The following is a 21,103-nucleotide window of genomic DNA, read 5'->3' on the forward strand; positions in this document are numbered from 1 at the left end:
GGCCCGAAGGCCGACGCTGACTCAGACTTCGCCGACGTCCATGAAACGGTCGCCACCGGGACGACGCCCGAGGTCGATGCCGAAATCTTCAGCGGAGCGGATGTCGTCCTCCGACTCCCGCAGGTCGATGATCTTGCCGTCGCCGGTGAGCACCTCGACGTTCAAGCAGAGGGACTTCATCTCCTTGACGAGAACCTTGAACGACTCCGGGATGCCCGGCTCGGGGATGTTCTCGCCCTTGACGATGGCCTCGTAGACCTTCACGCGGCCGGGGACGTCGTCGGACTTGATGGTGAGCAGCTCCTGGAGAGCCCAGGCCGCGCCGTAGGCCTCAAGGGCCCACACTTCCATCTCACCGAAGCGCTGACCGCCGAACTGCGCCTTGCCGCCCAGCGGCTGCTGGGTGATCATCGAGTACGGGCCGGTGGAACGCGCGTGGATCTTGTCGTCCACCAGGTGGTGCAGCTTCAGCATGTACATGTAGCCCACGCCGATCTTCTCCGGGTACGGCTCGCCGGAGCGGCCGTCGAAGAGGCGCGCCTTGCCGGAGGCGTCGATCAGGCGATCGCCGTCGCGGGTGACCAGCGAGTTCTCCAGCAGGCCTGCGATCTCGCGCTCGTCCGCACCGTCGAAGACGGGGGTGGCGACGCGGGAATCGGCCTCGACGCGACCGAGGCCGACATCGCGCAGGCGCTCAGCCCAGTCGGTCTGGATCTCGGTGATGTCCCAACCGGTCTTGGCGATCCACCCGAGGTGGTTCTCCAGCACCTGGCCGACGTTCATTCGCGACGGCACGCCCAGCGGGTTCAGCACGATGTCGACGGGGGTGCCGTCCTCGAGGAACGGCATGTCCTCCACCGGCAGGATCTTCGAGATGACGCCCTTGTTGCCGTGGCGTCCGGCGAGCTTGTCGCCGTCGGAGATCTTGCGCTTCTGGGCGACGTGCACGCGCACCAGCTGGTTCACGCCGGGGGGCAGCTCGTCGTCGTCCTCGCGGTTGAACACGCGCACGCCGATGACGGTGCCGGACTCGCCGTGGGGCACCTTCAGCGAGGTGTCGCGCACCTCGCGGGCCTTCTCGCCGAAGATGGCGCGCAGCAGGCGCTCTTCGGGGGTCAGCTCGGTCTCGCCCTTGGGGGTCACCTTGCCGACGAGGATGTCGCCCGCGCCGACCTCGGCGCCGATGCGTACGATGCCGCGCTCATCGAGATCCGCCAGCATCTCGTCGGAGACGTTGGGGATGTCGCGGGTGATCTCCTCGGCGCCCAGCTTGGTGTCGCGGGCGTCGACCTCATGCTCCTCGATGTGGATCGAGGTGAGGACGTCGTCCTGGACGATGCGCTGGCTGAGGATGATGGCGTCCTCGTAGTTCAGGCCCTCCCAGGGCATGAAGGCCACGAGCAGGTTCTTGCCAAGGGCCAGTTCGCCCTGGTCGGTGCAGGGACCGTCGGCCAGCGGGGTGCCCACCTCGACGCGATCGCCGGTGTTCACCAGCGGGCGCTGGTTGATGCAGGTGCCCGCGTTGGAACGCACGAACTTCTCCAGCTTGTAGGAGGAGTAGGTGCCGTCGTCGTTGGCGATCTCGAGGATGTCGCCGGAGACCGAGGTGACCACACCGGGCTTCTTGGCCAGGGTGACGTCGCCCACGTCGACGGCGGCACGGTACTCCATGCCGGTGCCGACGAAGGGGGCCTCGTTGCGGATCAGCGGAACCGCCTGGCGCTGCATGTTGGCGCCCATCAAGGCACGCGACGCGTCGTCGTGCTCGAGGAACGGGATCAGCGCGGTGGCGATGGAGACCATCTGACGCGGCGACACGTCCATGTACTCCACCTCGGAGACCGGAACCTCGTCGGCGTCGCCGTGCTTGATGCGCACGAGAACGCGCTCGTCGGTGAGGGTGCCGTCCTGATCGACGTGGGCGTTGGCCTGCGCGATCGTGTAGCGGTCTTCCTCGTCGGCGGTGAGGTAGTCGATCTGGTCGGTGACCTTGCCGTCGACGACCTTGCGGTACGGGGTCTCGATGAAACCGAACGGGTTCACCCGGGCGAAGGACGCCAGCGAGCCGATGAGGCCGATGTTGGGGCCTTCAGGGGTCTCGATGGGGCACATGCGGCCGTAGTGCGACGGGTGCACGTCGCGGACCTCCATGCCGGCGCGGTCGCGGGACAGACCACCGGGGCCGAGGGCCGAGAGGCGACGCTTGTGCGTCAGGCCGGCCAGCGGGTTGTTCTGGTCCATGAACTGCGACAGCTGCGAGGTGCCGAAGAACTCCTTCAGCGCTGCGGTCACCGGGCGGATGTTGATCAGGGTCTGCGGCGTGATCGCCTCGATGTCCTGGGTGGTCATCCGGTCGCGGACGACGCGCTCCATGCGGCCGAGGCCGGTGCGCAGCTGGTTCTGGATCAGCTCGCCCACGGTGCGCAGACGACGGTTGCCGAAGTGGTCGATGTCATCGGCCTCGACGGGCACGCCATCGATCTCCTCGCGGTGCTCGTGCAGCGCGCAGATGTACTTGATCGCCGCGACGATGTCGTCGGTGGTCAGCACCTGCTGATCGAACGGAAGCCCGACGCCGAGCTTCTTGTTGATCTTGTAGCGGCCGACCTTGGCAAGGTCGTAGCGACGGGACTGGAAGTAGTAGTTCTCCAGCAGCGCCTGCGCGGCGTCGCGCGCCGGGGGTTCACCCGGACGCAGCTTGCGGTAGATGTCGAGCAGGGCCTCGTCCTGGGTCTTGACGGTGTCCTTCTCCAGGGTCATCCGCATCGACTCGAAGTCGCCGAACTCCTCCATGATCCGGTCCTCGGTCCAGCCGAGGGCCTTGAGCAGCACGGTGGCGTTCTGCTTGCGCTTGCGGTCGAGGCGCACGGAGACCAGATCGCGCTTGTCGATCTCGAACTCCAGCCACGCGCCGCGCGACGGGATCACCTTGCAGGAGAAGATGTCCTTGTCGGAGGTCTTGTCGGGGGTCTGCTCGAAGTAGACGCCCGGCGAACGCACCAGCTGCGACACGACGACACGCTCGGTGCCGTTGATGATGAACGTGCCCTTGTCCGTCATCAGCGGGAAGTCGCCGATGAAGACGGTCTGGGACTTGATCTCACCCGTGTCGTTGTTGACGAACTCGGCGGTCACGAAGAGCGGCGCGGCGTAGGTGACGTCGCGGTCCTTGCACTCCTCGATGCTGTACTTAGGCTCCTCGAAGCGATGGTCGCGGAACGACAGCGACATCGTCTCGTTGAAGTCTTCGATCGGGGAGATCTCGGCGAAGATCTCCTCCAGGCCTGAGCGGGTGTTGACGTCGGTGCGACCAGCCGCGAGCTTCTCGGCAACCTGGTCCTTCCACGTCTGATTCCCGATCAGCCAGTTGTAAGAGTCAATCTGCAGGTCGAGGAGGTTGGGCACCTCGAGCGGCTCATGGATCTTCGCAAAGGAGATCCGCCCGGTGGGCGAGATGACATTGGTGTTCTTCAACGCAGAGCGCGAGGCGGCCAAGATTCGGTCCTTCCAAGAACGCTTGAAGCTTCTTCTCTGCATGACGAAGGACCCGTGTCAAATGAAACGGGCACAACGCATGGCAGGGCAAATAAGCACTATAGAGCAAACCTGCCCGCAGGGCAAACGTCCCGCTCCCCGGCCTCCCGGGCTCGTGGAATCTCGTCCCCGATCAACGATGATCTCGCCGACGATGATACCGCGACCTCAGGGCCGCGCAACCCCCTCGTCGGGCGTGGCGCCGTCGAGGATCGGTGCGCCCACGGTCCGGAGGACGCCGGGCGCGCCGTCGGTCGCGATCACCGTGATCAGGTTGGAGCCGGCCTTCAGCAGCGGCCCCGGAACGTAGAGGGTGCGCTGCGGTCCGACCGACCAGCACCGGCCGATCATCTCCTCGCCCACCAGGACGAAGCCCCGCCCCACCTCGGCGGTGTCGAGGAAAGCGTCGCGTCCCGCGTCGTCCGGCGCAACCACGAGCTCGTACTGGCGCACGACGAAGCCACGGCCCTCGTCGGGCTCCCCTGCCTGGGCGAGGATCTCCCCGCCGATCACGTCCAGCGGCACCGGCCAGGCCTGCCAGCCCATCAGATACCGGGTCTCCAGCCAGGAGCCGCCCAGAAGGCCCTTCCGCTCGCCGAGCAGCGGGCCGAAGTTGATCCGCCCCAGCGACTCCACCACGACGTCCAGGCGGTGAAGGCCTCGCTCGGCCGAAAGCGTCACGGCCTCCGGTTCCCTTTCGTCCCGACCCGCGATCCCGACGAGTTCACCGTCGCAGTAGACGTGCGCTCGGTCGTGCAGTCCGAACAGACGAAGCGGCGGCTCTCCCCCGGCGTGTTCGAAGGTGGTGCTCAGGACCAGCAGGCCGCGCTCCAGACCCAGATCCTCGAAGGCCGGGGGAAACGGCACCGGCTCCTCCTGCGCACGCAGCCCGGGCACGACCGCCAGGGCAGCCCGCGACAACGCCCTCAGCTGGTCGGGCCCCCAATGGGTGGAGGCCACCGGACGCAGCTCGCCCGCAGGCAGCACGGGTGGATCGGTGTGGAGGTCGGCCGGGATCTCGGGCACCTCGACATGACGACGGATCACGTCGCGGAATGCCCAGAATTTGGGCGTGAGGGCACCGTTCTCGGCGATCGGGGCGTCATAGTCGTAGCTGGTCACGGTGGGCTGAAGGCGTCGGTCGTAGTTCGATCCGTTCCAGAGCCCGAAGTTGGTTCCGCCATGGGCCATATAGACGTTGACGCTCATCCCCCGCCCGAGCATGCCGTCGAGTTCCTTGGCCGCGTCGTCGAAACCGCGAGAGTGGTGCGGCTCACCCCAATGGTCGAACCAGCCGTTCCAGAACTCCATGCACATGGCGGGCTGATCGCCGTACTCCTGCTCCAACAGCTCCAGCGCCTGTTGGTGGCCGGAACCGAAGTTCACCATCGGCAGCGCTCCATCGATCGCGCCACCCGCGAGGTAGCCGACGCTGGGCCCGTCGCTGGTGACCAGCATGGCGGAGATCCCCCGCCTCAGGAGACCGTCACGGAGGTGGGCCAGGTAGGCCTTGTCCTCGCCATAGCTGCCGTACTCGTTCTCCACCTGAACCATGATCACGCGCCCACCGTTGCGGACCTGGCGGGCCGCGACGACGGGGATCAGCACGTCGAACCAGCGGTCGACCTCGCGCAGATAGGCAGGGTCGCTGCAGCGCAACCGAATGGAGCGGTCCTCCAGCAGCCAGCCCGGGAAGCCCCCGCCCTCCCATTCGGCGCAGATGTAGGGCCCTGGCCGAACGATGACGTCGAGATCCGCTTCCGCGGCGAGGTCGAGGAATCGACCGAGATCCCGGGAACCCGTGAAATCGACGACACCGCGGGCCGGCGCGTGCCAGTTCCAGGGAATATAGGTCTCCACCGTGTTCGCACCCATCGCACGAAGGCGACGCAGCCGATCGGCCCAGTGCCCCGGATGCACCCGCGCGTAATGGATGGCACCCGAAACGATCAGATGGCGCTTGCCATCGCGCTCGAAATGACGGCCTGAGACAGTGAGCATGAGGATCCCTTCAGACGGCGCGGGCATGGCACTGCATAGCGTGCCGGACTCAAAGACTCACGATAGCGACGGCGACACCGGCCAGCTCGGCGCCTCGAGTAATCGAGCCGACATCCGAGACGAAAAAGGCCGCAGCTCGCTCCCCGAGGGGAACGAGCTGCGGCTCCTTCACGATCGCCAGGGCGATCGGTCAGGCAAGAGTCACTTGACCTCGACGGTGGCGCCGGCGGCCTCGAGGGCCTCCTTGGCCTTGGCCGCGGTGTCCTTGTCGACCTGCTCGAGCACGGGCTTCGGGGCGCTCTCAACGAGATCCTTGGCCTCCTTCAGACCGAGGCCGGGGTTGAGGACACGCACCTCCTTGATGACCGCGATCTTCTTGGCGCCACCGGAGGTCAGGATGACGTCGACCTTGTCGGAGCCAGCCTCCTCCTCAACAGCCTCGGCGGCCGCGGGAGCGGCAGCAGCGGCAACCGCAACCGGGGCGGCGGCGGTGACATCGAAGGTCTCTTCGAACACCTTCACGAACTCGGACAGTTCGATCAGGGTCATCTCCTTGAAAGCCTCAAGGAGCTCTTCGTTGGTGAGCTTCGCCATGTTTGGCGTCCTTTCTCAAATTTCGCTGCAGCACACGCTGCGACGGATCACTGCGCAGCGTCTGCTGCTTCGGGGGCCGCTTCCGCGGCGGGGGTCTCTTCAGCCACGGGGGCCGGCGCGGAGCCGGCACCACCGATGAGGGCGGGATCGTCCTGCGCCTTGGCCTCGAGCGCACCCATGACGCGGGCGAGCTTCGAAGCCGGAGCGGCGAAGGCGTAAGCAGCCTTGGACAGGTTCGCCTTGAGCGCACCTGCCAGCTTGGCCAGCAGCACCTCGCGAGATTCGAGGTCGGCCAGCTTCAGCACGGTCTGGGCGTCGAGGATCTTGCCATCCATGACGCCGCCCTTGATGGCCAGAGACGGATTGGCCTTTGCGAAGTCACGCAGCCCCTTGGTAACAGCGGCAACGTCACCCGAGATGAACGCGATGGCGGTGGGGCCGGTGAGGGTCTCGTCGAGGCCCTCGATTCCGGCGTCCTTCGCGGCCAGCGCGGTCAGGGTGTTCTTCGCAACGGCGTAGGTGGCGTCCTCACCGAGGGACCGACGCAGGTTCTGCAGGTCCTTCACGGTGAGACCGCGGTACTCGGTGAGCACTGCAGCAGCCGAGGTGCTGAACTTGTCAGACAGCTCCGCGACCTTCGCAGCCTTTTCCGGCCTCGCCATTGGGTCTCCTTCCGGTTCATCAACCTGAACCCGCCCATCGGGGGCGAACCCAGGGCCTCGGACCCGAGCCCAACAAAAAAGCCCCGTGCCGGTGGGCGCGGGGCGGCATGCGCATGCATGTTGCTCTAGCGATCACCTGCGCGGGCCTCCATTGCTGGATGTTATGACCTTGCGGTCACCTGCGGTCTTCGGCTCGGAGAACATTACCCGCTCCCTCGCACGGCACCAAATCCAGGTCGTCGCGTCACGATTGGGTTACATCTTCGCGGCAGCGCGCTCGGAGCCCCCTCCCCCGCGAGGTGGCCCGGGCGCGTTGCGTTAGTCTGTGAGCGTTTGACACCCGAAACCCATCTCTGAAAAGAGGCCTGAAGTGCGCCGCCTGTACGCCGTCGGAATCATCGCCGCCCTCTCACTCACCGCCTGCGGTGGAAACGCTGCTGAGCCCGATCCGGGCTCGCCCACCAGTGGTGGCACCAGCAGCACCCCAGCCGCCGAGGAGCAGACCGACCGCACCTTCGATACCTCCGGCGTCGCCAAGGTCGACGAGATCGCAGCCCTCGTACCCAAGAAGATCGCCGAGCGCGGCACGCTGCTGATCGGCGCCTCCGCCGACTACGCCCCCGCCGAGTTCCGCGCCGAGGATCTCAACAGCTACATCGGCTACGACGTCGACCTGGGCCGCGCGCTGGGCAACGTCCTGGGTCTCGAGGCTCAGGTCGAGGACGCCGAGTTCGCGTCGTTGATCCCCGCCATCGGCTCCAAGACCGACATCGGCATCTCGTCGTTCACCATCCGCGAGGACCGTATCGCTCAGGCCAACATGATTTCATACATCAACGTGGGCTCCAGCTTCGCCGTCCAGACCGGAAACCCGCACGGCTTCAATCCGGATGACGTCTGCGGCGCGTCGATCGCCGTCCAGACCGGGACCGATCAGGAGACCATCCTCGGCGAGCTTTCCGGCGAGTGCACCGCGGCAGGTAAGGATGCCGTCGAGATCCTGTCCTACGGCCGCCAGTCCGACGCCACTACCAACGTGGTCGGCGGCAAGGCCGCGGCCTTCTATGCCGACTCCCCCGTCGCCGGATATGCGGCTGCGCTGACCGGTGGCCAGCTCGAGGTAGTCGGTGGTGTCCGCGACTCGGCTCCGCAGGGCATCGTCGTCTCCAAGGATGACCAGGCGCTGACGGAAGCCGTTCAGAAGGCGATGCAGCACCTCATGGACGACGGCACCTGGGCCGCGATCCTCGGCCAGTGGGGCGTGGAGGGCGCGCTCACCACGGCCGAGCTGAACCCGTCCGCCTAAGCTCGCCATGACCGAGCGGATCGAACTGATCCAAGCTCGCCCAGTCCCCAGGCCCAGCGTCTGGATCTGGGCGGGCATCGTCCTGGTGTTGGCGGCGATGTTCGTCCACGGGTTGCTCACCAACCCGAACTATCGGTGGGACGTCGTCGCCGAGCATCTCTTCGACCCACGGATTATCAAGAGCATCGGCTGGACGCTGCTGCTGACCGTCGCGGCGATGCTGCTCGGCATCGTGATGGCCGTCACCATGGCGATCATGCGGATGGGCACCAACCCCATCCTGCGGGGCGTCTCGTGGGCCTACATCTGGTTCTTCCGGGGCACCCCGGTATACACCCAGCTCACGTTCTGGGGCCTGCTCGGAGTCCTCTATCCGAAGCTCAGCCTCGGCATCCCCTTCGGGCCCGAGCTCTTCGAGTTCAGCACCTTCGACGTGTTCAACGCCGGCGTGGCGGCCGTGCTCGGCCTGGGGCTCAACGAGGGCGCTTACCTCTCTGAGATCGTGCGCTCGGGCCTGAACTCCGTGGACAAGGGCCAGTGGGAGGCCTCGACGGCGCTCGGCATGAAGCGCTCAACGACGCTGCGACGGATCGTCATTCCTCAAGCGATGCGGGTGATCGTGCCTCCGACGGGCAACGAGACCATCTCGATGTTGAAGACCACCTCCTTGGTGCTGGCGGTGCCGTTCTCGCTGGAGTTGACGTTCGTCAGCAACGCTATCGGCAACAAGGCCTTCCTCCCCATCCCGCTGCTGCTCGTCGCCGCGATCTGGTACCTCGTGATCACGTCGATCCTCATGGTGGGGCAGGCGCGCCTCGAGGCCTACTACGGCAAGGGTTTCGACGAGGACAACCCCGGTAAGAAGCCGCGCGGCATGTCGAAGCGCCAGCAGGCGATCCTCTCCGCCCACACCGTCCACAGCGACCCGAACCTGGATGTGACCCCGTGAAGCCGATGGTTGACGTGCGCGGCGTGCACAAGCTCTTCGACGACCTGCACGTGCTGAAGGGGGTCGACCTGACGGTGGGCCGTGGCGAGGTGTGCGTCGTGCTCGGCCCGTCGGGTTCGGGCAAGTCGACGCTGATCCGCTGCATCAACGAGCTGGAGCAGATCAGTGCGGGCCGGATCTTCGTGGGCGGCGAGCTGATGGGGCTGCGCGAGGCGACAAAGAACGGCAGGACGATCCTGCACCGACTCCCCGACAAGGAGATCGCCCGCCAGCGCCGCTCCGTGGGCATGGTGTTCCAACGCTTCAACCTCTTCCCCCACATGACGGCCCTCGGCAACGTGATGGAGGCCCAGCGCCAGGTCTTGGGCCGTTCCAAGTCGGAGGCGGAGACGCGCGCCCGGCAGGAGCTCACCAAGGTCGGCCTCGGCGACCGGATGAGCCACTACCCCGCGCAGCTCTCCGGCGGTCAACAGCAGCGCGTCGCCATCGCACGGGCGCTGGCGATGGATCCGCAGCTGATGCTCTTCGACGAGCCCACCTCGGCTCTCGACCCCGAGCTGGTCGGCGAGGTGCTCCAGGTGATGAAGAACCTCGCCGAGTCGGGCATGACGATGATCGTGGTCACCCACGAGGTGGGCTTCGCCCGCGAAGTGGCCGACAAGGTGGTGTTCATGGACGACGGAGTGATCGTCGAGGCGGGAACCCCAGCCGAAGTGATCGACAACCCGCAGGAGCCCCGCACCAAGAACTTCTTCGCCAAGGTGCTCTAGGGCCTGTTACGAAAGTGGAAATGGCCTACTACGCGACGCCCTGGCACGCCATCTGCTTCGTTGCACTCGTCAACGTTAGGGCCCGCTAGCGTTTTCCTCCTGCGCCTTGCATCTGACGCACCATGACGCCGCTCGCTACGGCCACCACTTCCGCAACAGACCCTAGCCCGCCGTTTGTGCCCATCACACAGCTACCCGCTCCCGGTCCCCCTACCGCCATCGCCCATCCCGGAAAATCGGCCATTGGCCGATTTTCCGGTGTCTGATGCCGAGAATCGGCCACTGTCTCCTCGTTCTCGGTCGCTCGCTATCGTGCGGCGCCCGATCGCCACTGGAACTGCGGGCGGCGTCGCTCAGCGAAGGCTGCGATGCCTTCCTGCAGGTCCGGGCCCTCGGCGGCCTCCTGCACCCAGCTGATCGCGGTCTCCGCGTCCAGATCGCGCGCCGTGAGACGGTCGACGATGTCCTTCGACGCCCGCAGCGTGAGTTGGCTCAGCCGGGTCATCTGCTCGGCAAGGGCGATGGCCGCGTCGAAGGCCGTTCCACTAGGCACCATCTCGTTAACCATTCCGACGGTGACCGCGCGGGCGGCGTCGATCCGGCGCGCCGTGAACAACAGCTCCTTGGTGATCGCCGGCCCCATCAGATCGATCATCCGCTGCGTCGCCGAGACCGGATAGACGATGCCCAGCCGCGCCGGCGGAACGGAGAACGTCGCTCCCTCCCCTGCCACACGAATGTCTGCGGCCAAGGCAAGTTCACAGCCGCCGCCGTGGCAGTGCCCCTCGATAGCGGCGACGACGGGCTTCGGGCTGGCGGCGATGGCCAGCTCGGCCCGGATGGGCTGGGATGCATGCGCGTTTCCCTCCAGAGCGCTGATGTCGGAGCCGGCGCAGAAGGAATCACCCGCCCCGCGCAGCACCGTGACGAGCACGTCGTCGTCGCGATCGATGTCTGCGAACACCTTGGGAACGGCGTCCCACATCGCCGCCGTCATCGAGTTGTGCTTGTCCGGCCGCGACAGCGTCACTATCGCGATGGCGCCACGCCGTTCCAAGAGAACCTCACCCATGCCCCCATCCTGGTCCACTCCCGCTTTCCCCGCCCCACCTCCCCCAAATCAACCCAGGAAAATCGGCCAATGGTCAATTTTGCGGCGTCTGATGCCGAGAATCGGCCAACACCCTGCCCGACGAGGGACAGTGGCGTCACTAGGAGGGTGAGAGTAGGGTCGAGCGATGATCTCGGAAGCAACACTGCGACGGCTGGCCGACGAGCTTGCCGCCGTTCCCGGGGTGTGCGCCGTCGTTCTCGGAGGCAGTCGTGCACGCGGCACGCACCACCCCGATTCCGACGTCGACCTCGGCCTGTATGTAACTGCCGATGTCGACAGGCCCGCCCTCTCAGGCGTGGCAAAGCGGTGGCATGGTTCCACAGTTGAGATCGGCGATGCCGGTTCGTGGGGCCCTTGGGTGGACAGCGGCGCGTGGATCACGATCGCCGACACTGCGGTGGATCTCATCCTGCGCGATGTCGCTCGTGTTGCCGAGCAATGCGCCCGGGCGACGCGCGGAGAGTTTGCGTTCCACCATCAACCCGGCCACCCGCTGGGCTTCCTTGACATCGCCTACGCCGGCGAGGTCGCGCTGAGCATCCCGCTCGTCGACGACGAGGCGGTGCACGCTCGCCTCGCCGCGTCGATCACGCCATATCCTGAGGCCCTGAGCCGTGCTTTAGTGAACAACCTCTGGCAGGTGGACTTTCACCTCGACGGTGCCGCCAAGGCAGCGGGCGCGGGCGACACCGCCTACGTCTGTCTGTGCATCACGAATGCCGTGATGCTGCTCGCACATAGCTGGCACGCCGTGTGCGGTGCGTGGGCGATCAATGAGAAGGGTCTCCTGCCCGGCGTGAGTCGTCTACGTGATGCCCCCGCATCGTTCAGCTCCGACGCCGCCGCGATCCTCGCCGAGACCGGGTCGACTCCAGAGGAACTGTACGCCGCCATTGCCCGAACTCGCGCCCTCCCCCGTCCTGAGTAGCAGAACACCACTTCCAATCCAGGAAAATCGGCCACAGTCCAGGTCGGGGTCACAGTCAGCGACGACGCCGAACCAGCCTCCTAAAATGCGATGGTGACAAGAGCCACGCTCCATCTGTTGGTCGGCCTGCCCGGCTCTGGCAAGACCACCCTCGCGCACAGTCTCCTGACGGAACGTCGCGCGGTGTTGTTGAGCCCCGACGAGTGGATGCTCCCCCTCTTCGGAAGCACCTACACAGACCAAGAGCATGACGTGTTGGAGGGGCGCCTTCTCGCCTTGGGATTCGACGTGCTCCGCGCCGGCGTCGACGTGATCGTGGACTTCGGCTTATGGGCGCGCGATGAACGGACCGCTTTGCGTGCGCTTGCCGCCGATGCCGATTTCGCTTGCGTCGTTCACTACCTCGAGATCGAGGAAAGCGAGCGACGCAGACGTATCGAGGCCCGCTACGCCAGTCATCCACTAGACACCTACTGGATGTCTGACGACGACATCCTCCGCCAGGCGACCGTGTTCGAGATCCCGTCCGCCGACGAATTGTCAGAAGGCGGTCCGCTGGACACGGCTCCAGCCGGCTTTCCGTCGTGGCATGCCTGGGCATGCTCGCGATGGCCCTCCTTCGAGCTCCAGGATGCCGCGGATCCGTAGCATGAAGGCCTCTTCACCCTCTCGAACACATCCAAGAACAGCAGCAGCATCCACGGTCATCGGGACGTACACGGATAACGACCGGCCGCCTACCGGCCCATAGAAGCCAGCTCGATCACCGCGCCCCTGTCATACCACCTGTACGGGAGAGACAGCCGGTAGCTCCTCAACCGCGCAGCGTCGCCCACACCGTCCCACGGGACGTTTGCCGGCTCCTTTCCAGCCTCGCTTACGAAGCAAAGCAGCGACAACCGATGCCACCACGCACGGACGTAGCACCACGTCATGCCACCCGAATCGGAGCGTCACGTAGCCCAGGAGAAGGTGCCGATTGTCACGTCGCGCATCGCGCCACCTCCCTTCCCCCTCATGCCCGCGTCGACCATCCAACTCGATGATGGTGGTGAAGTCATCGAATACGACATCGCTGCGGGTGCCATCGGAGACCGAGATCTGCCGTATGCCTTCTGGCAGACCATGAGGACGAATGACGTTATGCAGGAAGTAGCTCTCGAGAGTGCTTTCGACGCCGGTCCCCAAGTCGGGCAGGAGTCCGAGGATCACTCGGCGGTGCCGTAACGTCTCAAGGTCGAGAGCGCGGGAGCGCAGCCTTTCGGGAGTGGTCAGCCGATTCCGAAGGCAGCTCGCAAGCACCTCGATGACGTCGTCACCGTCACTCTCGGAGCACGCGTCGAGGACCGCATCCTCGATTCTCAATCGCGCGAGTTCACCCACTCCAGCTCTATCACCTCGGCGGAACCGCCAGGGCCCTTGAGCTCGCGAACGATCGCCCCAGATGGTGATCGACGATGGTTCGTCGACGATCCCGTAGAGGTGAGCAGCAGCCAAGCCACCTACACACGCAGGGCCTTCGGCGAGCAGCAGTCCGGCCCAGCAGCGCGTCCGGAAGCTCGGGCGCTGACTAGCCGTGTACACACCCTGCCCGAGGCGCACCCAGTCGCCCGTGTCCAGACGCCGGTCGATCACCGCCTGTGTGCCGCCATGAGCGAGCACCTGGGAACGCGTGAATGCGCCGCCCTGTGTTCGAGCAACCAACTGGAGCGACGTCGGCACTGGAGTCCGTCTCTTCATGTCTCTTTATTGGCGGCGACAAGCCGGATTTCCCGCTTTCCACAGGACGAGTTGCCCACTCAATCGAAATCCACAGGTGCTGACGGGCAGCTCAACCCACGAACCCAGGGGTAGTGGCCGATTCTCGGCATTAGACACCGAAAAATCGGCCATTGGCCGATTTTCCTGGATTGGGGCGGTGGGAGGGCGGGGATGGAGGTGCGGGGATGGAGGTGCGGGGTGGGAGGGCGGGGAGTAGGGATTGGGAGTGAGGTGGAGGCGGTCGAGGAACGAGTCGAGAAGCAGCAAGAGGGCCCCTGCTCGGAGATCCGAGCAGGGGCCCTCTCAGCGTCAGCTGGTGCCGATCAGACGGCGGGCTTGGTCACCGAGGTGTCGACGAGCAGGCTGGGGCTCATCGTCGCGGAGACGGCGATCTTGCGCAGGTAGCGGCCCTTCGAGGAGGACGGCTTGAGACGCAGGATCTCCTCGATGGCGGCGTAGTAGTTGCCGAGCAGCTGCTCGTCGGAGAACGAGGCCTTGCCGATGATGAACTGCAGGTTGGCGTGGCGATCGACGCGGAACTCGATCTTGCCGCCCTTGATGTCGGAGACGGCCTTGGCGGTGTCCATGGTGACGGTGCCGGTCTTGGGGTTCGGCATCAGGCCACGGGGGCCGAGGACGCGACCCAGACGGCCGACCTTGCCCATCATGTCGGGCGTGGCGACGACGGCGTCGAAGTCGAGGTAGCCGCCCTGGATCTTCTCGATCAGATCGTCGGTGCCCACTTCGTCGGCGCCGGCCGCGAGCGCGGCCTCAGCCTTCTCACCGGAGGCGAAGACGAGGACCCGTGCCGTCTTGCCAGTGCCGTGGGGAAGGTTGACCGTGCCGCGGACCATCTGATCGGCCTTGCGGGGGTCGACGCCGAGACGGAAGGACACGTCGATCGTCTCGTCGAACTTGGCGGAGGCCATCTCCTTGATCAGGCGAACGGCTTCCTCGGGGGTGTATGCCTGGCCGGCGTCGCGCTTCTCGGCGGCGTTCCGGTAGACCTTGCTGTGCTTCATGCTGGTTCCTTGTTGTTTGGCCGGCGCGGGGCCGGTCGACCAGTTCTGGTGCGGGGAGCAACAGTCCCCTCCCAGAGGGTGATGAGTTATTCGGTGGTGACGCCCATCGAGCGCGCGGTGCCCTCGATGATCTTCATGGCGGCCTCGACGTCGTTGGCGTTGAGGTCGGGCAGCTTGGTGGTGGCGATCTCGCGCACCTGATCCTTGGTCAGCTTGCCGACCTTATTCTTCAACGGGTTGTCGGAGCCCGACGTGAGGCCCGCGGCCTTCTTGATCAGCTCGGAGGCCGGCGGCGTCTTCGTGATGAAGGTGAACGTGCGGTCCTCGTAGATGGTGATCTCGACGGGGATGACGTTGCCGCGCTGGGACTCCGTCTGGGCGTTGTACGCCTTGACGAACTCCATGATGTTGACGCCGTGCGGACCGAGCGCGGTACCGACCGGAGGGGCAGGCGTAGCAGCGCCGGCGTTAAGGGCGACCTTAACGAGGGCAGCTACCTTCTTCTTGGGAGGCATGGGTGGGTCCTTTACCTATCTGTTAACTGGATGCGCCGGCGAACCGGCGCGACGCACAATCCTAGCCGACTCGCGTGACTTGCTTGAATTCCAGGTCGACGGGGGTCTCCCGGCCCAGGATCTCAACGAGCGCACGCAGGCGCTGGGTGTTGGCGTTGATTTCGGTGATGGTGGCGTGCACCCCGGCGAAGGGGCCGTCGCTGACCATGACGGAGTCGCCGACCTGGAAGTCGACGACCTCGACCTTCCGCTTCCGCTGCGCGCTGGCGCCGGCCAATTCGGCCGCGACCTTCGACACGATGGAAGGGGTGAGCATCTTGACGACCTCGTCGATGGACAAGGCGACGGGCTGCTGGCCGTGTCCGACGAAGCCGGTGACCGACGGGGTGTGACGGACGGCCGCCCACGACTCGTCGTTCAGCTCCATGCGCACCAGCACGTAGCCGGGCAGCACGCAGCGGGTGACCGTCTTGCGGGTGTTGTTGCGCACCTCGACCACCTCTTCGGTGGGCACGACGGTCTCGAAGATGAAGTCCTCCATGTTGAGGGACTGCACGCGGGAGTCGAGGTTCTGCTTGACCCGGTTCTCCATGCCCGAGTAGGTGTGGATCACGTACCACTCGCCCCACTTGGACTCCAGATCCTCACGCAGGGACTGGACGGCCGCGGACACCGCGTCGTCGTCCTGAGCGGTGGCTTCGTCGGCCTCGTCCTCATCGTCGTCGAGGACGACGAGCACATCCTCGTCGTCGGCGTCGACGGTGTCATCGCCGGCGCCGAAGTCGATCTCGACCTCGTCGCCAGCAGCAAGATCCTCGATGGGCCCGAGATCGATCTCGAATTCCTGACCCTCGTTCTGGTCGAAGTTCTCAGTCATCAGTTCGTCCCTAGCCTAGTAGTCCGAGTAGCTGCAGAAGGCCCCAGCCGAAGCCCGTGTCGAGCAGGCCGACGAACGTGATGACGAACAGCACGAAGATCAGCACCGCGAGGAAGTAGGTGGTGAGCTCTGGCCAGGTGGGCCAGACGACCTGCTTGAGCTCTCCCGCGCTCTGCCTCACGAACTCCGCGGGGTTGGCCGCCTTGTACGGATCGACCTCTTCCCGCTCCCGCTCAGCTTCTGCACGAGTCCGGGTGGGGGCGCTCTTCTTCACCGGCGCCTTCGCTGTCCTGCGGACGATGGGATCCCCCGTCGCGGGCTGCTGGCCCTCGCCGGTGCTCTTGTCAGAGTCGGGCGACTCGTCGCTCACGCTCTTCTTCCCTTCGCCTAACAACAAAAACGCCTCCCCAGAAGGACCGGAAGGCACCGACAGCCCGGAGGGCTGTAGAGCAGGGCAGGAGGGACTCGAACCCCCAACCTGCGGTTTTGGAGACCGCTGCTCTGCCAGTTGAGCTACTACCCTTCACCGATTTCTCCGCCCCGAGGGCGCGGCTCGACATTGCCGAGTTTCAACCGGTACGAAGAAACTATAGGCGGTTTGAGCTGGTTTCGCGAACCGAGAGCCCTGGGGAGGTGGTCAGATAGGCCTCGCCAGAGCCGTCGACGCTCACCTCGTCGGAGGTGTCGAGGAAGACGCAGCCGCCCATCGGCACGGTCAGCTGATCCTGCCCGCTGGAGAACCGCACCGAGCCCTTGGTGGCGATCGCCAAACCGAATCCTCCCAACGCCAGGCAGGCACCCGGACCGGCGACCTCCAGCCGATGCACCTCGAACTCCTCGACGTGCGGCCGATAGCTGGTCACGGTGAGCCCGCGCACGGCGTGCCGGTCGCCTCGGAGGATCGTCGGCTCGTGTGCGTCGAACACCCCGATGCGCCGCAGCTCCGGCGCGTCGATGCGTTTGCGGGTGAGACCGCCGCGCAACACGTTATCGGACGGTGCCATCACCTCCACGCCTACGCCGCGCAGGTGCGCGTGCAACTGGCCGGCCTCGACGAACACCGCTTCGCCCGGGGCGAGATCGGCGCGGTTCAGCAGCGCCCCCACCACGACCCCCGGATCGGCGCCGTGATGGCTCGAGGTATAGGTGAGCGTGTCGGTCAGCGGCCCGGGTCGCTCGTCGGCCAGCCGGGCCATCAGCGACGCGAGTCCGGGCACGGCGGGATCACCCGAGAGCAGCAGGTCGACGGCACCGCTCAGGTCACCGTCGTCGAGGTGGGCCAATAGCCTCGCGGCCACCCCACGGCCCGCGCGAGCGCCGAGCAGGTCGCGCAGCAGGAGCGCGCTATCGGAGGCCTCGCGCAGCCCGCAGAGCGCGCTGAACGGCGTGAGCGCGACGAGGATCTCGGGCTTGTGGTGCGGATCCCGGTAGTTGCGGGCCGGATCCTTCGGGGACAGCCCCCCGCCCGCCTCCCTGGCGAACCCCTCGGCCGCCTGGGTCCGGTTGGGATGCACCTGGATGGACACCGGCGATGCGGCCGCGAGGATCTTCATCAGGAAGGGCAGCTGTCCGGCGTAGCGTCCCCCCTCAGCCTTGCCGCCGGCGAGGTACTCGTCGAGCGGGAGGCCGTCGCCGATCAGGGACGGCGAGTTGCCGTGCGCACCGAGCCACAGCTCGGCCAGCGGCAGCCCGGGAGGCTCGATGCCGAGCAGCCCCGGGATCGCGGAGATCGATCCCCAGTGGTAGTCCTTGAGGACAGGGCGCAGCGGAAAAACTCCAGTCATGATCACGACCGCCTTGAGAATGCCGCGACTAGAGCGTCACGCCGACGAGGTTCACCTCGGGCACCAGCGTCACCCCGAAGGCTCGCTGCACGCCGTCGCGCACCTCTCGCGCCAGAGCGACGATGTCGTCTGCGCTCGCCCGGCCCCGGTTGGTCAGGGCGAGGACGTGCTTCGTCGAGAGCGACGCCTCCCCCACCCGATGCCCCCGCTCGAAGCCGGCGTGCTGGATCAGCCACGCCGCGCTGGTCTTCACGCGACCGTCGGCCGTCGGGAATCGGGGTGCATCGGCCGGAAGCCGTCCGGCGTCGTCGGCGCTCAGAATGGGGTTGGTGAAGAAAGAACCGGCCGACCAGGTGTCGTGGTCGGCGTCGTCGAGCACCATGCCCTTGCGACCACGGATCCGGAGCACGGTCTCCCGCACCGCGCGTGCGTCGGCGCGTCGCCCCTGCTCGACGCCGAGTTCGCGGGCCAGTTCGGCGTAGCGAATCGGAGCGCTGAGCGAGGCCAGCGTGAGCTGGAAGGTGACGCTCAGCACGACGTAGCGACCAGGCTCGCGTTTGAACAAGGAGCTGCGGTAGGCAAATCCGCAGTCGACGGCGGCGAAGGTGCGGGCCTGACCCGTCTGGCGGTCGTAGGTGCGCACGGAGTACACCAGTTGCTCGACCTCGACACCATAGGCCCCGACGTTCTGGATCGGCGTGGCGCCCACGCTGCCGGGGATGCCGGACAGCGCCTCGGCGCCGCCCCACTCCTGCTCGACGGTGTACGCGACGAAGTCGTCCCAGTTCTCCCCCGCGCCGACGCGGACCACGGCTCCGCCGCAGGCCGACACGTCGGCGTCGATCCTGGTGAGCGCGACCCGCACCACCACTCCCGGGAAGCCCTCATCGGAGACGAGCACGTTCGACCCGCCTCCCAGGACCAGCACCGGAACTCCTGCGGCGTCGGCGGCGGAGATCTCGTCGATCAGCTCGCGCTCCGTGCGGGCGACCACGAACCGCTGTGCCGGGCCACCGACCCGCAACGTGGTGTGCGCGCTCAGCGCCGTGGAACCCGAGATCTCCAGGGCATCGCCGTCGCGCGAGACCTGCTCCACGCTGCACGAGGCCTCTTCAGGAACGATCTCAATCAAGGCGCACCTCCGCGCGCGCCGCCCCGAGCACGGTGTCGTCGCCGCAGGTTGCGGTGAGGGACAGTTTGGCGCCGGTCTCGGTGACCGCCGAGACGCTCGCCCGGTAGACCACCTCGACGCCCTCATCGTCGTCCGGGACGACGACGGGCCGGGTGAAGCGGACGAAATAGCTGGTGACCCGGGCGGGATCGCCCACCCAGTCGGTGACGATGCGCAGGCCCGCGCCCATGGTCCACATGCCGTGCGCGACGACGCCAGGAAGGCCGATCGCCCGAGCATGCCGGTCGGAGAAGTGGATCTCGTTGAAGTCGGTGGATGCACCGGAGTAACGCACGACGCCGGAGCGGGTGATACGCACGCGCAGCTCGGGCAGCTCGGTGCCCACCGAGACCTCGGAAAGCTCAGGCATTCTCGTCCTCCCTCGTGTGCATCAGCTGCGAACGCGCCTCGCACACCGTCCGTCCGTCGACCTTGAGGTCGACCAGCAGGGTGACCATGTCCAGCAGACCGCGATTGCGCACCTTCTCGATCGTGAGATGGGCGTAGACGAGGTCACCGGGCACGAGCGGCCGCACGACCTCGAAGCCCTGATCGGCGTGCATGGTGCGATTGAGCGCAAGACCCAACTCGTCGTCGTTGAAGATCGACTCCCATGCCTGCGCGGCGATGACCGCGGCGAAGGTGGGCGGGGCGATGGGGTTCTCGCCGGCGTATCGGGGGTTGTCGTCGCCGAGGGCCGCCGCGAACTCGGCGATCTTGGCTCGGCTGACCTCGTACGGGGCGGCGGGCGGATAGCTGCGCCCCACATGCTCGGTGGTGATGGGCATGCAGGCTAGGTTACTCGCTGGCGGCAAGCGTCAGACACGACAACAGGAACGACAAAGGGCCGCCCCTTGCGGGACGGCCCTTTTGATGTCTGTTACGCCGAGATCAGCGGGTCTCGCGGTGCGCCTGGTGGGTGCGGCAGCGCGGGCAGAACTTCTTGAGCTCCAGCCGATCGGGATCGTTGCGGCGGTTCTTCTTGGTGATGTAGTTGCGCTCCTTGCACTCGGTGCAAGCAAGCGTGATCTTGGGACGAACGTCCCCGCCCTTCTTGGCCATGTTCTAACTCCTTGCCTGGTGCGCGCCGGATGAGCGCGTTTGACACTTGGTCGGTGACGAGGGCGGGACTTGAACCCGCGACACAGCGATTATGAGCCGCTTGCTCTACCGACTGAGCTACCCCGTCGATGTTCTCACACCCTGACGGGCAAAGAACAGAGCCCCCATGCGGAATCGAACCGCAGACCTTCTCCTTACCATGGAGACGCTCTACCGACTGAGCTATAGGGGCCAGCGAGGGATTAACTTACACGACCCCGGACCGGGCTGCCAAATCAGGCGAGCCGAGCCGAAACGCGAGCGTTTCCCACATGCTCAGGCCCCGGATCAATCCGATCTGGGGCCTGGTGGCAGGTGTTGGATTCGAACCAACGTAGGCGATGCCGACGGTTTTACAGACCGCTCCCTTTGGCCGCTCGGGCAACCTGCCGTGCTGGATTTCTCCAGCGACAGGGAACCTTACCAGGGCAACGACCCGCACGGCAAAGCGGGCCTCCGGGCACGCCAATGGCTGGCAGAATGGCAGGCGCAAGGACAAGTGAGAAGGGATCCGAGATGGCTGCAGACAGCTCGTTCGACGTGGTGAGCAAGGTTGATCGACAGGAGGTCACCAACGCGGTCGACCAGGCGGCCAAGGAGGTGCGCCAGCGCTTCGATTTCAAGAACACCGACGCCAAGATCGCGCTGAACGGCGAGGCGATCGAGATGGAGGCCGTCTCCGAGGAGCGCGTCAAGGCCGTGCTCGACGTGCTCCAGTCGAAGCTGGCCCGCCGTGGCGTGAGCCTCAAAGCGCTGAAGGACGGCGAGCCTCGTCCGTCGGGCAAGCTCTGGAAGATCAGCGCGACGATGCAGGAGGGGATCTCGCAGGACAACGCCAAGAAGGTCTCCAAGCTGATCCGGGACGAAGGCCCCAAGGGCGTGAAGTGCCAGATCCAGGGCGACGAACTGCGGATCTCGTCGAAGAAGCGCGACGACCTCCAGGCCACCCAGAAGCTGATCCTCGACCAGGACTACGACTTCGCCGTCCAGTTCGTGAACTACCGGTAGAACCGT

General features: G+C 66.0%; 21 protein-coding genes and 4 tRNA genes. 7 read left to right on the plus strand and 18 right to left on the minus strand.

All coding sequences use genetic code 11. The features are described 5' to 3' along the window. Nucleotides 1–21: 21 nt before the first annotated feature. From rpoB to rplJ, 4 genes are all read right to left on the minus strand, one after another. Nucleotides 22–3,495 carry a DNA-directed RNA polymerase subunit beta gene (gene rpoB / locus P0D62_RS01405; RefSeq protein ID WP_275700824.1) on the minus strand — a complete coding sequence of 1,158 codons (3,474 nt, stop codon included), beginning with the start codon at nt 3,493–3,495 and terminating at the stop codon, nt 22–24. 207 nt (nt 3,496–3,702) lie between these two features. Continuing rightward, nucleotides 3,703–5,535 (minus strand): glycoside hydrolase family 35 protein, encoded by a 1,833-nt coding sequence (locus tag P0D62_RS01410; RefSeq protein ID WP_275700825.1) that lies wholly within the window; start codon nt 5,533–5,535, stop codon nt 3,703–3,705. A gap of 201 nt (nt 5,536–5,736) precedes the next feature. Then, a complete protein-coding gene (gene rplL, locus P0D62_RS01415; RefSeq protein WP_275700826.1) occupies nt 5,737–6,129 on the minus strand; it encodes a 50S ribosomal protein L7/L12 in 393 nt (130 codons plus the stop codon). A 47-nt stretch (nt 6,130–6,176) separates the two neighbouring features. Next, complete coding sequence (gene rplJ / locus P0D62_RS01420) at nt 6,177–6,791, minus strand: 50S ribosomal protein L10 (protein WP_275700827.1); 615 nt, start codon at nt 6,789–6,791, stop codon at nt 6,177–6,179. A 370-nt stretch (nt 6,792–7,161) separates the two neighbouring features. Here rplJ and P0D62_RS01425 point away from each other — a divergent pair, with 370 nt between their 5' ends. From P0D62_RS01425 to P0D62_RS01435, 3 genes are all read left to right on the plus strand, one after another. Beyond that, nucleotides 7,162–8,097, plus strand: a complete 936-nt coding sequence (locus tag P0D62_RS01425; protein ID WP_275700828.1) for an ABC transporter substrate-binding protein — start codon at nt 7,162–7,164, stop codon at nt 8,095–8,097. A 262-nt stretch (nt 8,098–8,359) separates the two neighbouring features. Continuing rightward, a complete protein-coding gene (locus P0D62_RS01430) occupies nt 8,360–9,046 on the plus strand; it encodes an amino acid ABC transporter permease (RefSeq protein ID WP_275700985.1) in 687 nt (228 codons plus the stop codon). A gap of 5 nt (nt 9,047–9,051) precedes the next feature. After that, a complete protein-coding gene (locus tag P0D62_RS01435; RefSeq protein WP_275700986.1) occupies nt 9,052–9,816 on the plus strand; it encodes an amino acid ABC transporter ATP-binding protein in 765 nt (254 codons plus the stop codon). A 307-nt stretch (nt 9,817–10,123) separates the two neighbouring features. Here the strand turns inward: P0D62_RS01435 and P0D62_RS01440 are convergent, their stop codons facing one another. Further along, entirely contained in the window at nt 10,124–10,888 is a 765-nt protein-coding gene (locus P0D62_RS01440) for an enoyl-CoA hydratase/isomerase family protein (protein ID WP_275700829.1), read from the minus strand. 166 nt (nt 10,889–11,054) lie between these two features. Here P0D62_RS01440 and P0D62_RS01445 point away from each other — a divergent pair, with 166 nt between their 5' ends. The 3 genes from P0D62_RS01445 to P0D62_RS01455 all read left to right on the plus strand — a co-directional run bounded on the left by P0D62_RS01445 (nt 11,055) and on the right by P0D62_RS01455 (nt 13,085). Then, the gene (locus tag P0D62_RS01445) at nt 11,055–11,858 is read left to right on the plus strand and encodes a nucleotidyltransferase domain-containing protein (RefSeq protein ID WP_275700830.1); all 804 of its coding nucleotides are present in this window, start codon (nt 11,055–11,057) and stop codon (nt 11,856–11,858) included. A 117-nt stretch (nt 11,859–11,975) separates the two neighbouring features. Further along, entirely contained in the window at nt 11,976–12,506 is a 531-nt protein-coding gene (locus P0D62_RS01450; protein WP_275700831.1) for an AAA family ATPase, read from the plus strand. Between the two features lie 285 nt (nt 12,507–12,791). After that, nucleotides 12,792–13,085, plus strand: coding sequence for a hypothetical protein (locus P0D62_RS01455; protein ID WP_275700832.1), 294 nt, complete (start codon nt 12,792–12,794; stop codon nt 13,083–13,085). A gap of 857 nt (nt 13,086–13,942) precedes the next feature. Here P0D62_RS01455 and rplA read toward each other — a convergent pair. From rplA to P0D62_RS01520, 13 genes are all read right to left on the minus strand, one after another. Further along, the gene (rplA, locus tag P0D62_RS01460) at nt 13,943–14,641 is read right to left on the minus strand and encodes a 50S ribosomal protein L1 (protein WP_275700833.1); all 699 of its coding nucleotides are present in this window, start codon (nt 14,639–14,641) and stop codon (nt 13,943–13,945) included. An 86-nt stretch (nt 14,642–14,727) separates the two neighbouring features. Beyond that, a complete protein-coding gene (gene rplK / locus P0D62_RS01465) occupies nt 14,728–15,156 on the minus strand; it encodes a 50S ribosomal protein L11 (protein ID WP_275700834.1) in 429 nt (142 codons plus the stop codon). 61 nt (nt 15,157–15,217) lie between these two features. Beyond that, nucleotides 15,218–16,033: a transcription termination/antitermination protein NusG gene (nusG, locus tag P0D62_RS01470; protein ID WP_275700835.1), complete on the minus strand. Its 816-nt coding sequence runs from the start codon at nt 16,031–16,033 to the stop codon at nt 15,218–15,220. A gap of 10 nt (nt 16,034–16,043) precedes the next feature. Beyond that, on the minus strand, nt 16,044–16,403 hold the full coding sequence (gene secE / locus P0D62_RS01475) for a preprotein translocase subunit SecE (RefSeq protein WP_275700836.1): 360 nt from the start codon (nt 16,401–16,403) through the stop codon (nt 16,044–16,046). Nucleotides 16,404–16,483: 80 nt separating this feature from the next. Further along, a tRNA-Trp gene (locus P0D62_RS01480) sits at nt 16,484–16,556 on the minus strand. A 64-nt stretch (nt 16,557–16,620) separates the two neighbouring features. After that, a complete protein-coding gene (manA, locus tag P0D62_RS01485; RefSeq protein WP_275700837.1) occupies nt 16,621–17,817 on the minus strand; it encodes a mannose-6-phosphate isomerase, class I in 1,197 nt (398 codons plus the stop codon). 28 nt (nt 17,818–17,845) lie between these two features. Further along, nucleotides 17,846–18,946: a UDP-N-acetylmuramate dehydrogenase gene (locus P0D62_RS01490; protein ID WP_406708209.1), complete on the minus strand. Its 1,101-nt coding sequence runs from the start codon at nt 18,944–18,946 to the stop codon at nt 17,846–17,848. Next, the gene (locus P0D62_RS01495) at nt 18,942–19,358 is read right to left on the minus strand and encodes a MaoC/PaaZ C-terminal domain-containing protein (RefSeq protein WP_275700838.1); all 417 of its coding nucleotides are present in this window, start codon (nt 19,356–19,358) and stop codon (nt 18,942–18,944) included. The genes P0D62_RS01490 and P0D62_RS01495 overlap by 5 nt, the downstream gene beginning before the upstream one ends. Then, nucleotides 19,351–19,776 carry an FAS1-like dehydratase domain-containing protein gene (locus P0D62_RS01500; protein ID WP_275700839.1) on the minus strand — a complete coding sequence of 142 codons (426 nt, stop codon included), beginning with the start codon at nt 19,774–19,776 and terminating at the stop codon, nt 19,351–19,353. The genes P0D62_RS01495 and P0D62_RS01500 overlap by 8 nt, the downstream gene beginning before the upstream one ends. 103 nt (nt 19,777–19,879) lie before the next feature. Next, entirely contained in the window at nt 19,880–20,050 is a 171-nt protein-coding gene (gene rpmG, locus P0D62_RS01505) for a 50S ribosomal protein L33 (RefSeq protein WP_275700840.1), read from the minus strand. 54 nt (nt 20,051–20,104) lie between these two features. After that, a tRNA-Met gene (locus tag P0D62_RS01510) sits at nt 20,105–20,177 on the minus strand. 32 nt (nt 20,178–20,209) lie between these two features. Next, a tRNA-Thr gene (locus P0D62_RS01515) sits at nt 20,210–20,282 on the minus strand. 113 nt (nt 20,283–20,395) lie between these two features. Next, nucleotides 20,396–20,480, minus strand: a tRNA-Tyr gene (locus tag P0D62_RS01520). 125 nt (nt 20,481–20,605) lie between these two features. Here P0D62_RS01520 and P0D62_RS01525 point away from each other — a divergent pair. Next, nucleotides 20,606–21,097, plus strand: a complete 492-nt coding sequence (locus P0D62_RS01525) for a YajQ family cyclic di-GMP-binding protein (protein WP_275700841.1) — start codon at nt 20,606–20,608, stop codon at nt 21,095–21,097. Nucleotides 21,098–21,103: the final 6 nt, after the last annotated feature.

The sequence above is a fragment of the Tessaracoccus caeni genome (genome assembly GCF_029211185.1).
GTDB classification, from domain to species: domain Bacteria; phylum Actinomycetota; class Actinomycetes; order Propionibacteriales; family Propionibacteriaceae; genus Arachnia; species Arachnia caeni.

Excerpts from the sequence above, each read along its gene's own strand:
- P0D62_RS01410 (WP_275700825.1), bottom strand. The coding sequence starts at position 5,535 with ATGCTCACTGTCTCAGGCCGTCATTTCGAGCGCGATGGCAAGCGCCAT.
- rplL (WP_275700826.1), bottom strand. The coding sequence starts at position 6,129 with ATGGCGAAGCTCACCAACGAAGAGCTCCTTGAGGCTTTCAAGGAGATG.
- rplJ (WP_275700827.1), bottom strand. The coding sequence starts at position 6,791 with ATGGCGAGGCCGGAAAAGGCTGCGAAGGTCGCGGAGCTGTCTGACAAG.
- P0D62_RS01430 (WP_275700985.1), top strand. The coding sequence starts at position 8,360 with ATGGGCACCAACCCCATCCTGCGGGGCGTCTCGTGGGCCTACATCTGG.
- P0D62_RS01435 (WP_275700986.1), top strand. The coding sequence starts at position 9,052 with ATGGTTGACGTGCGCGGCGTGCACAAGCTCTTCGACGACCTGCACGTG.
- P0D62_RS01440 (WP_275700829.1), bottom strand. The coding sequence starts at position 10,888 with ATGGGTGAGGTTCTCTTGGAACGGCGTGGCGCCATCGCGATAGTGACG.
- P0D62_RS01445 (WP_275700830.1), top strand. The coding sequence starts at position 11,055 with ATGATCTCGGAAGCAACACTGCGACGGCTGGCCGACGAGCTTGCCGCC.
- P0D62_RS01455 (WP_275700832.1), top strand. The coding sequence starts at position 12,792 with ATGCCACCCGAATCGGAGCGTCACGTAGCCCAGGAGAAGGTGCCGATT.
- rplA (WP_275700833.1), bottom strand. The coding sequence starts at position 14,641 with ATGAAGCACAGCAAGGTCTACCGGAACGCCGCCGAGAAGCGCGACGCC.
- rplK (WP_275700834.1), bottom strand. The coding sequence starts at position 15,156 with ATGCCTCCCAAGAAGAAGGTAGCTGCCCTCGTTAAGGTCGCCCTTAAC.
- nusG (WP_275700835.1), bottom strand. The coding sequence starts at position 16,033 with ATGACTGAGAACTTCGACCAGAACGAGGGTCAGGAATTCGAGATCGAT.
- manA (WP_275700837.1), bottom strand. The coding sequence starts at position 17,817 with ATGACTGGAGTTTTTCCGCTGCGCCCTGTCCTCAAGGACTACCACTGG.
- P0D62_RS01495 (WP_275700838.1), bottom strand. The coding sequence starts at position 19,358 with ATGCCTGAGCTTTCCGAGGTCTCGGTGGGCACCGAGCTGCCCGAGCTG.
- P0D62_RS01500 (WP_275700839.1), bottom strand. The coding sequence starts at position 19,776 with ATGCCCATCACCACCGAGCATGTGGGGCGCAGCTATCCGCCCGCCGCC.
- rpmG (WP_275700840.1), bottom strand. The coding sequence starts at position 20,050 with ATGGCCAAGAAGGGCGGGGACGTTCGTCCCAAGATCACGCTTGCTTGC.
- P0D62_RS01525 (WP_275700841.1), top strand. The coding sequence starts at position 20,606 with ATGGCTGCAGACAGCTCGTTCGACGTGGTGAGCAAGGTTGATCGACAG.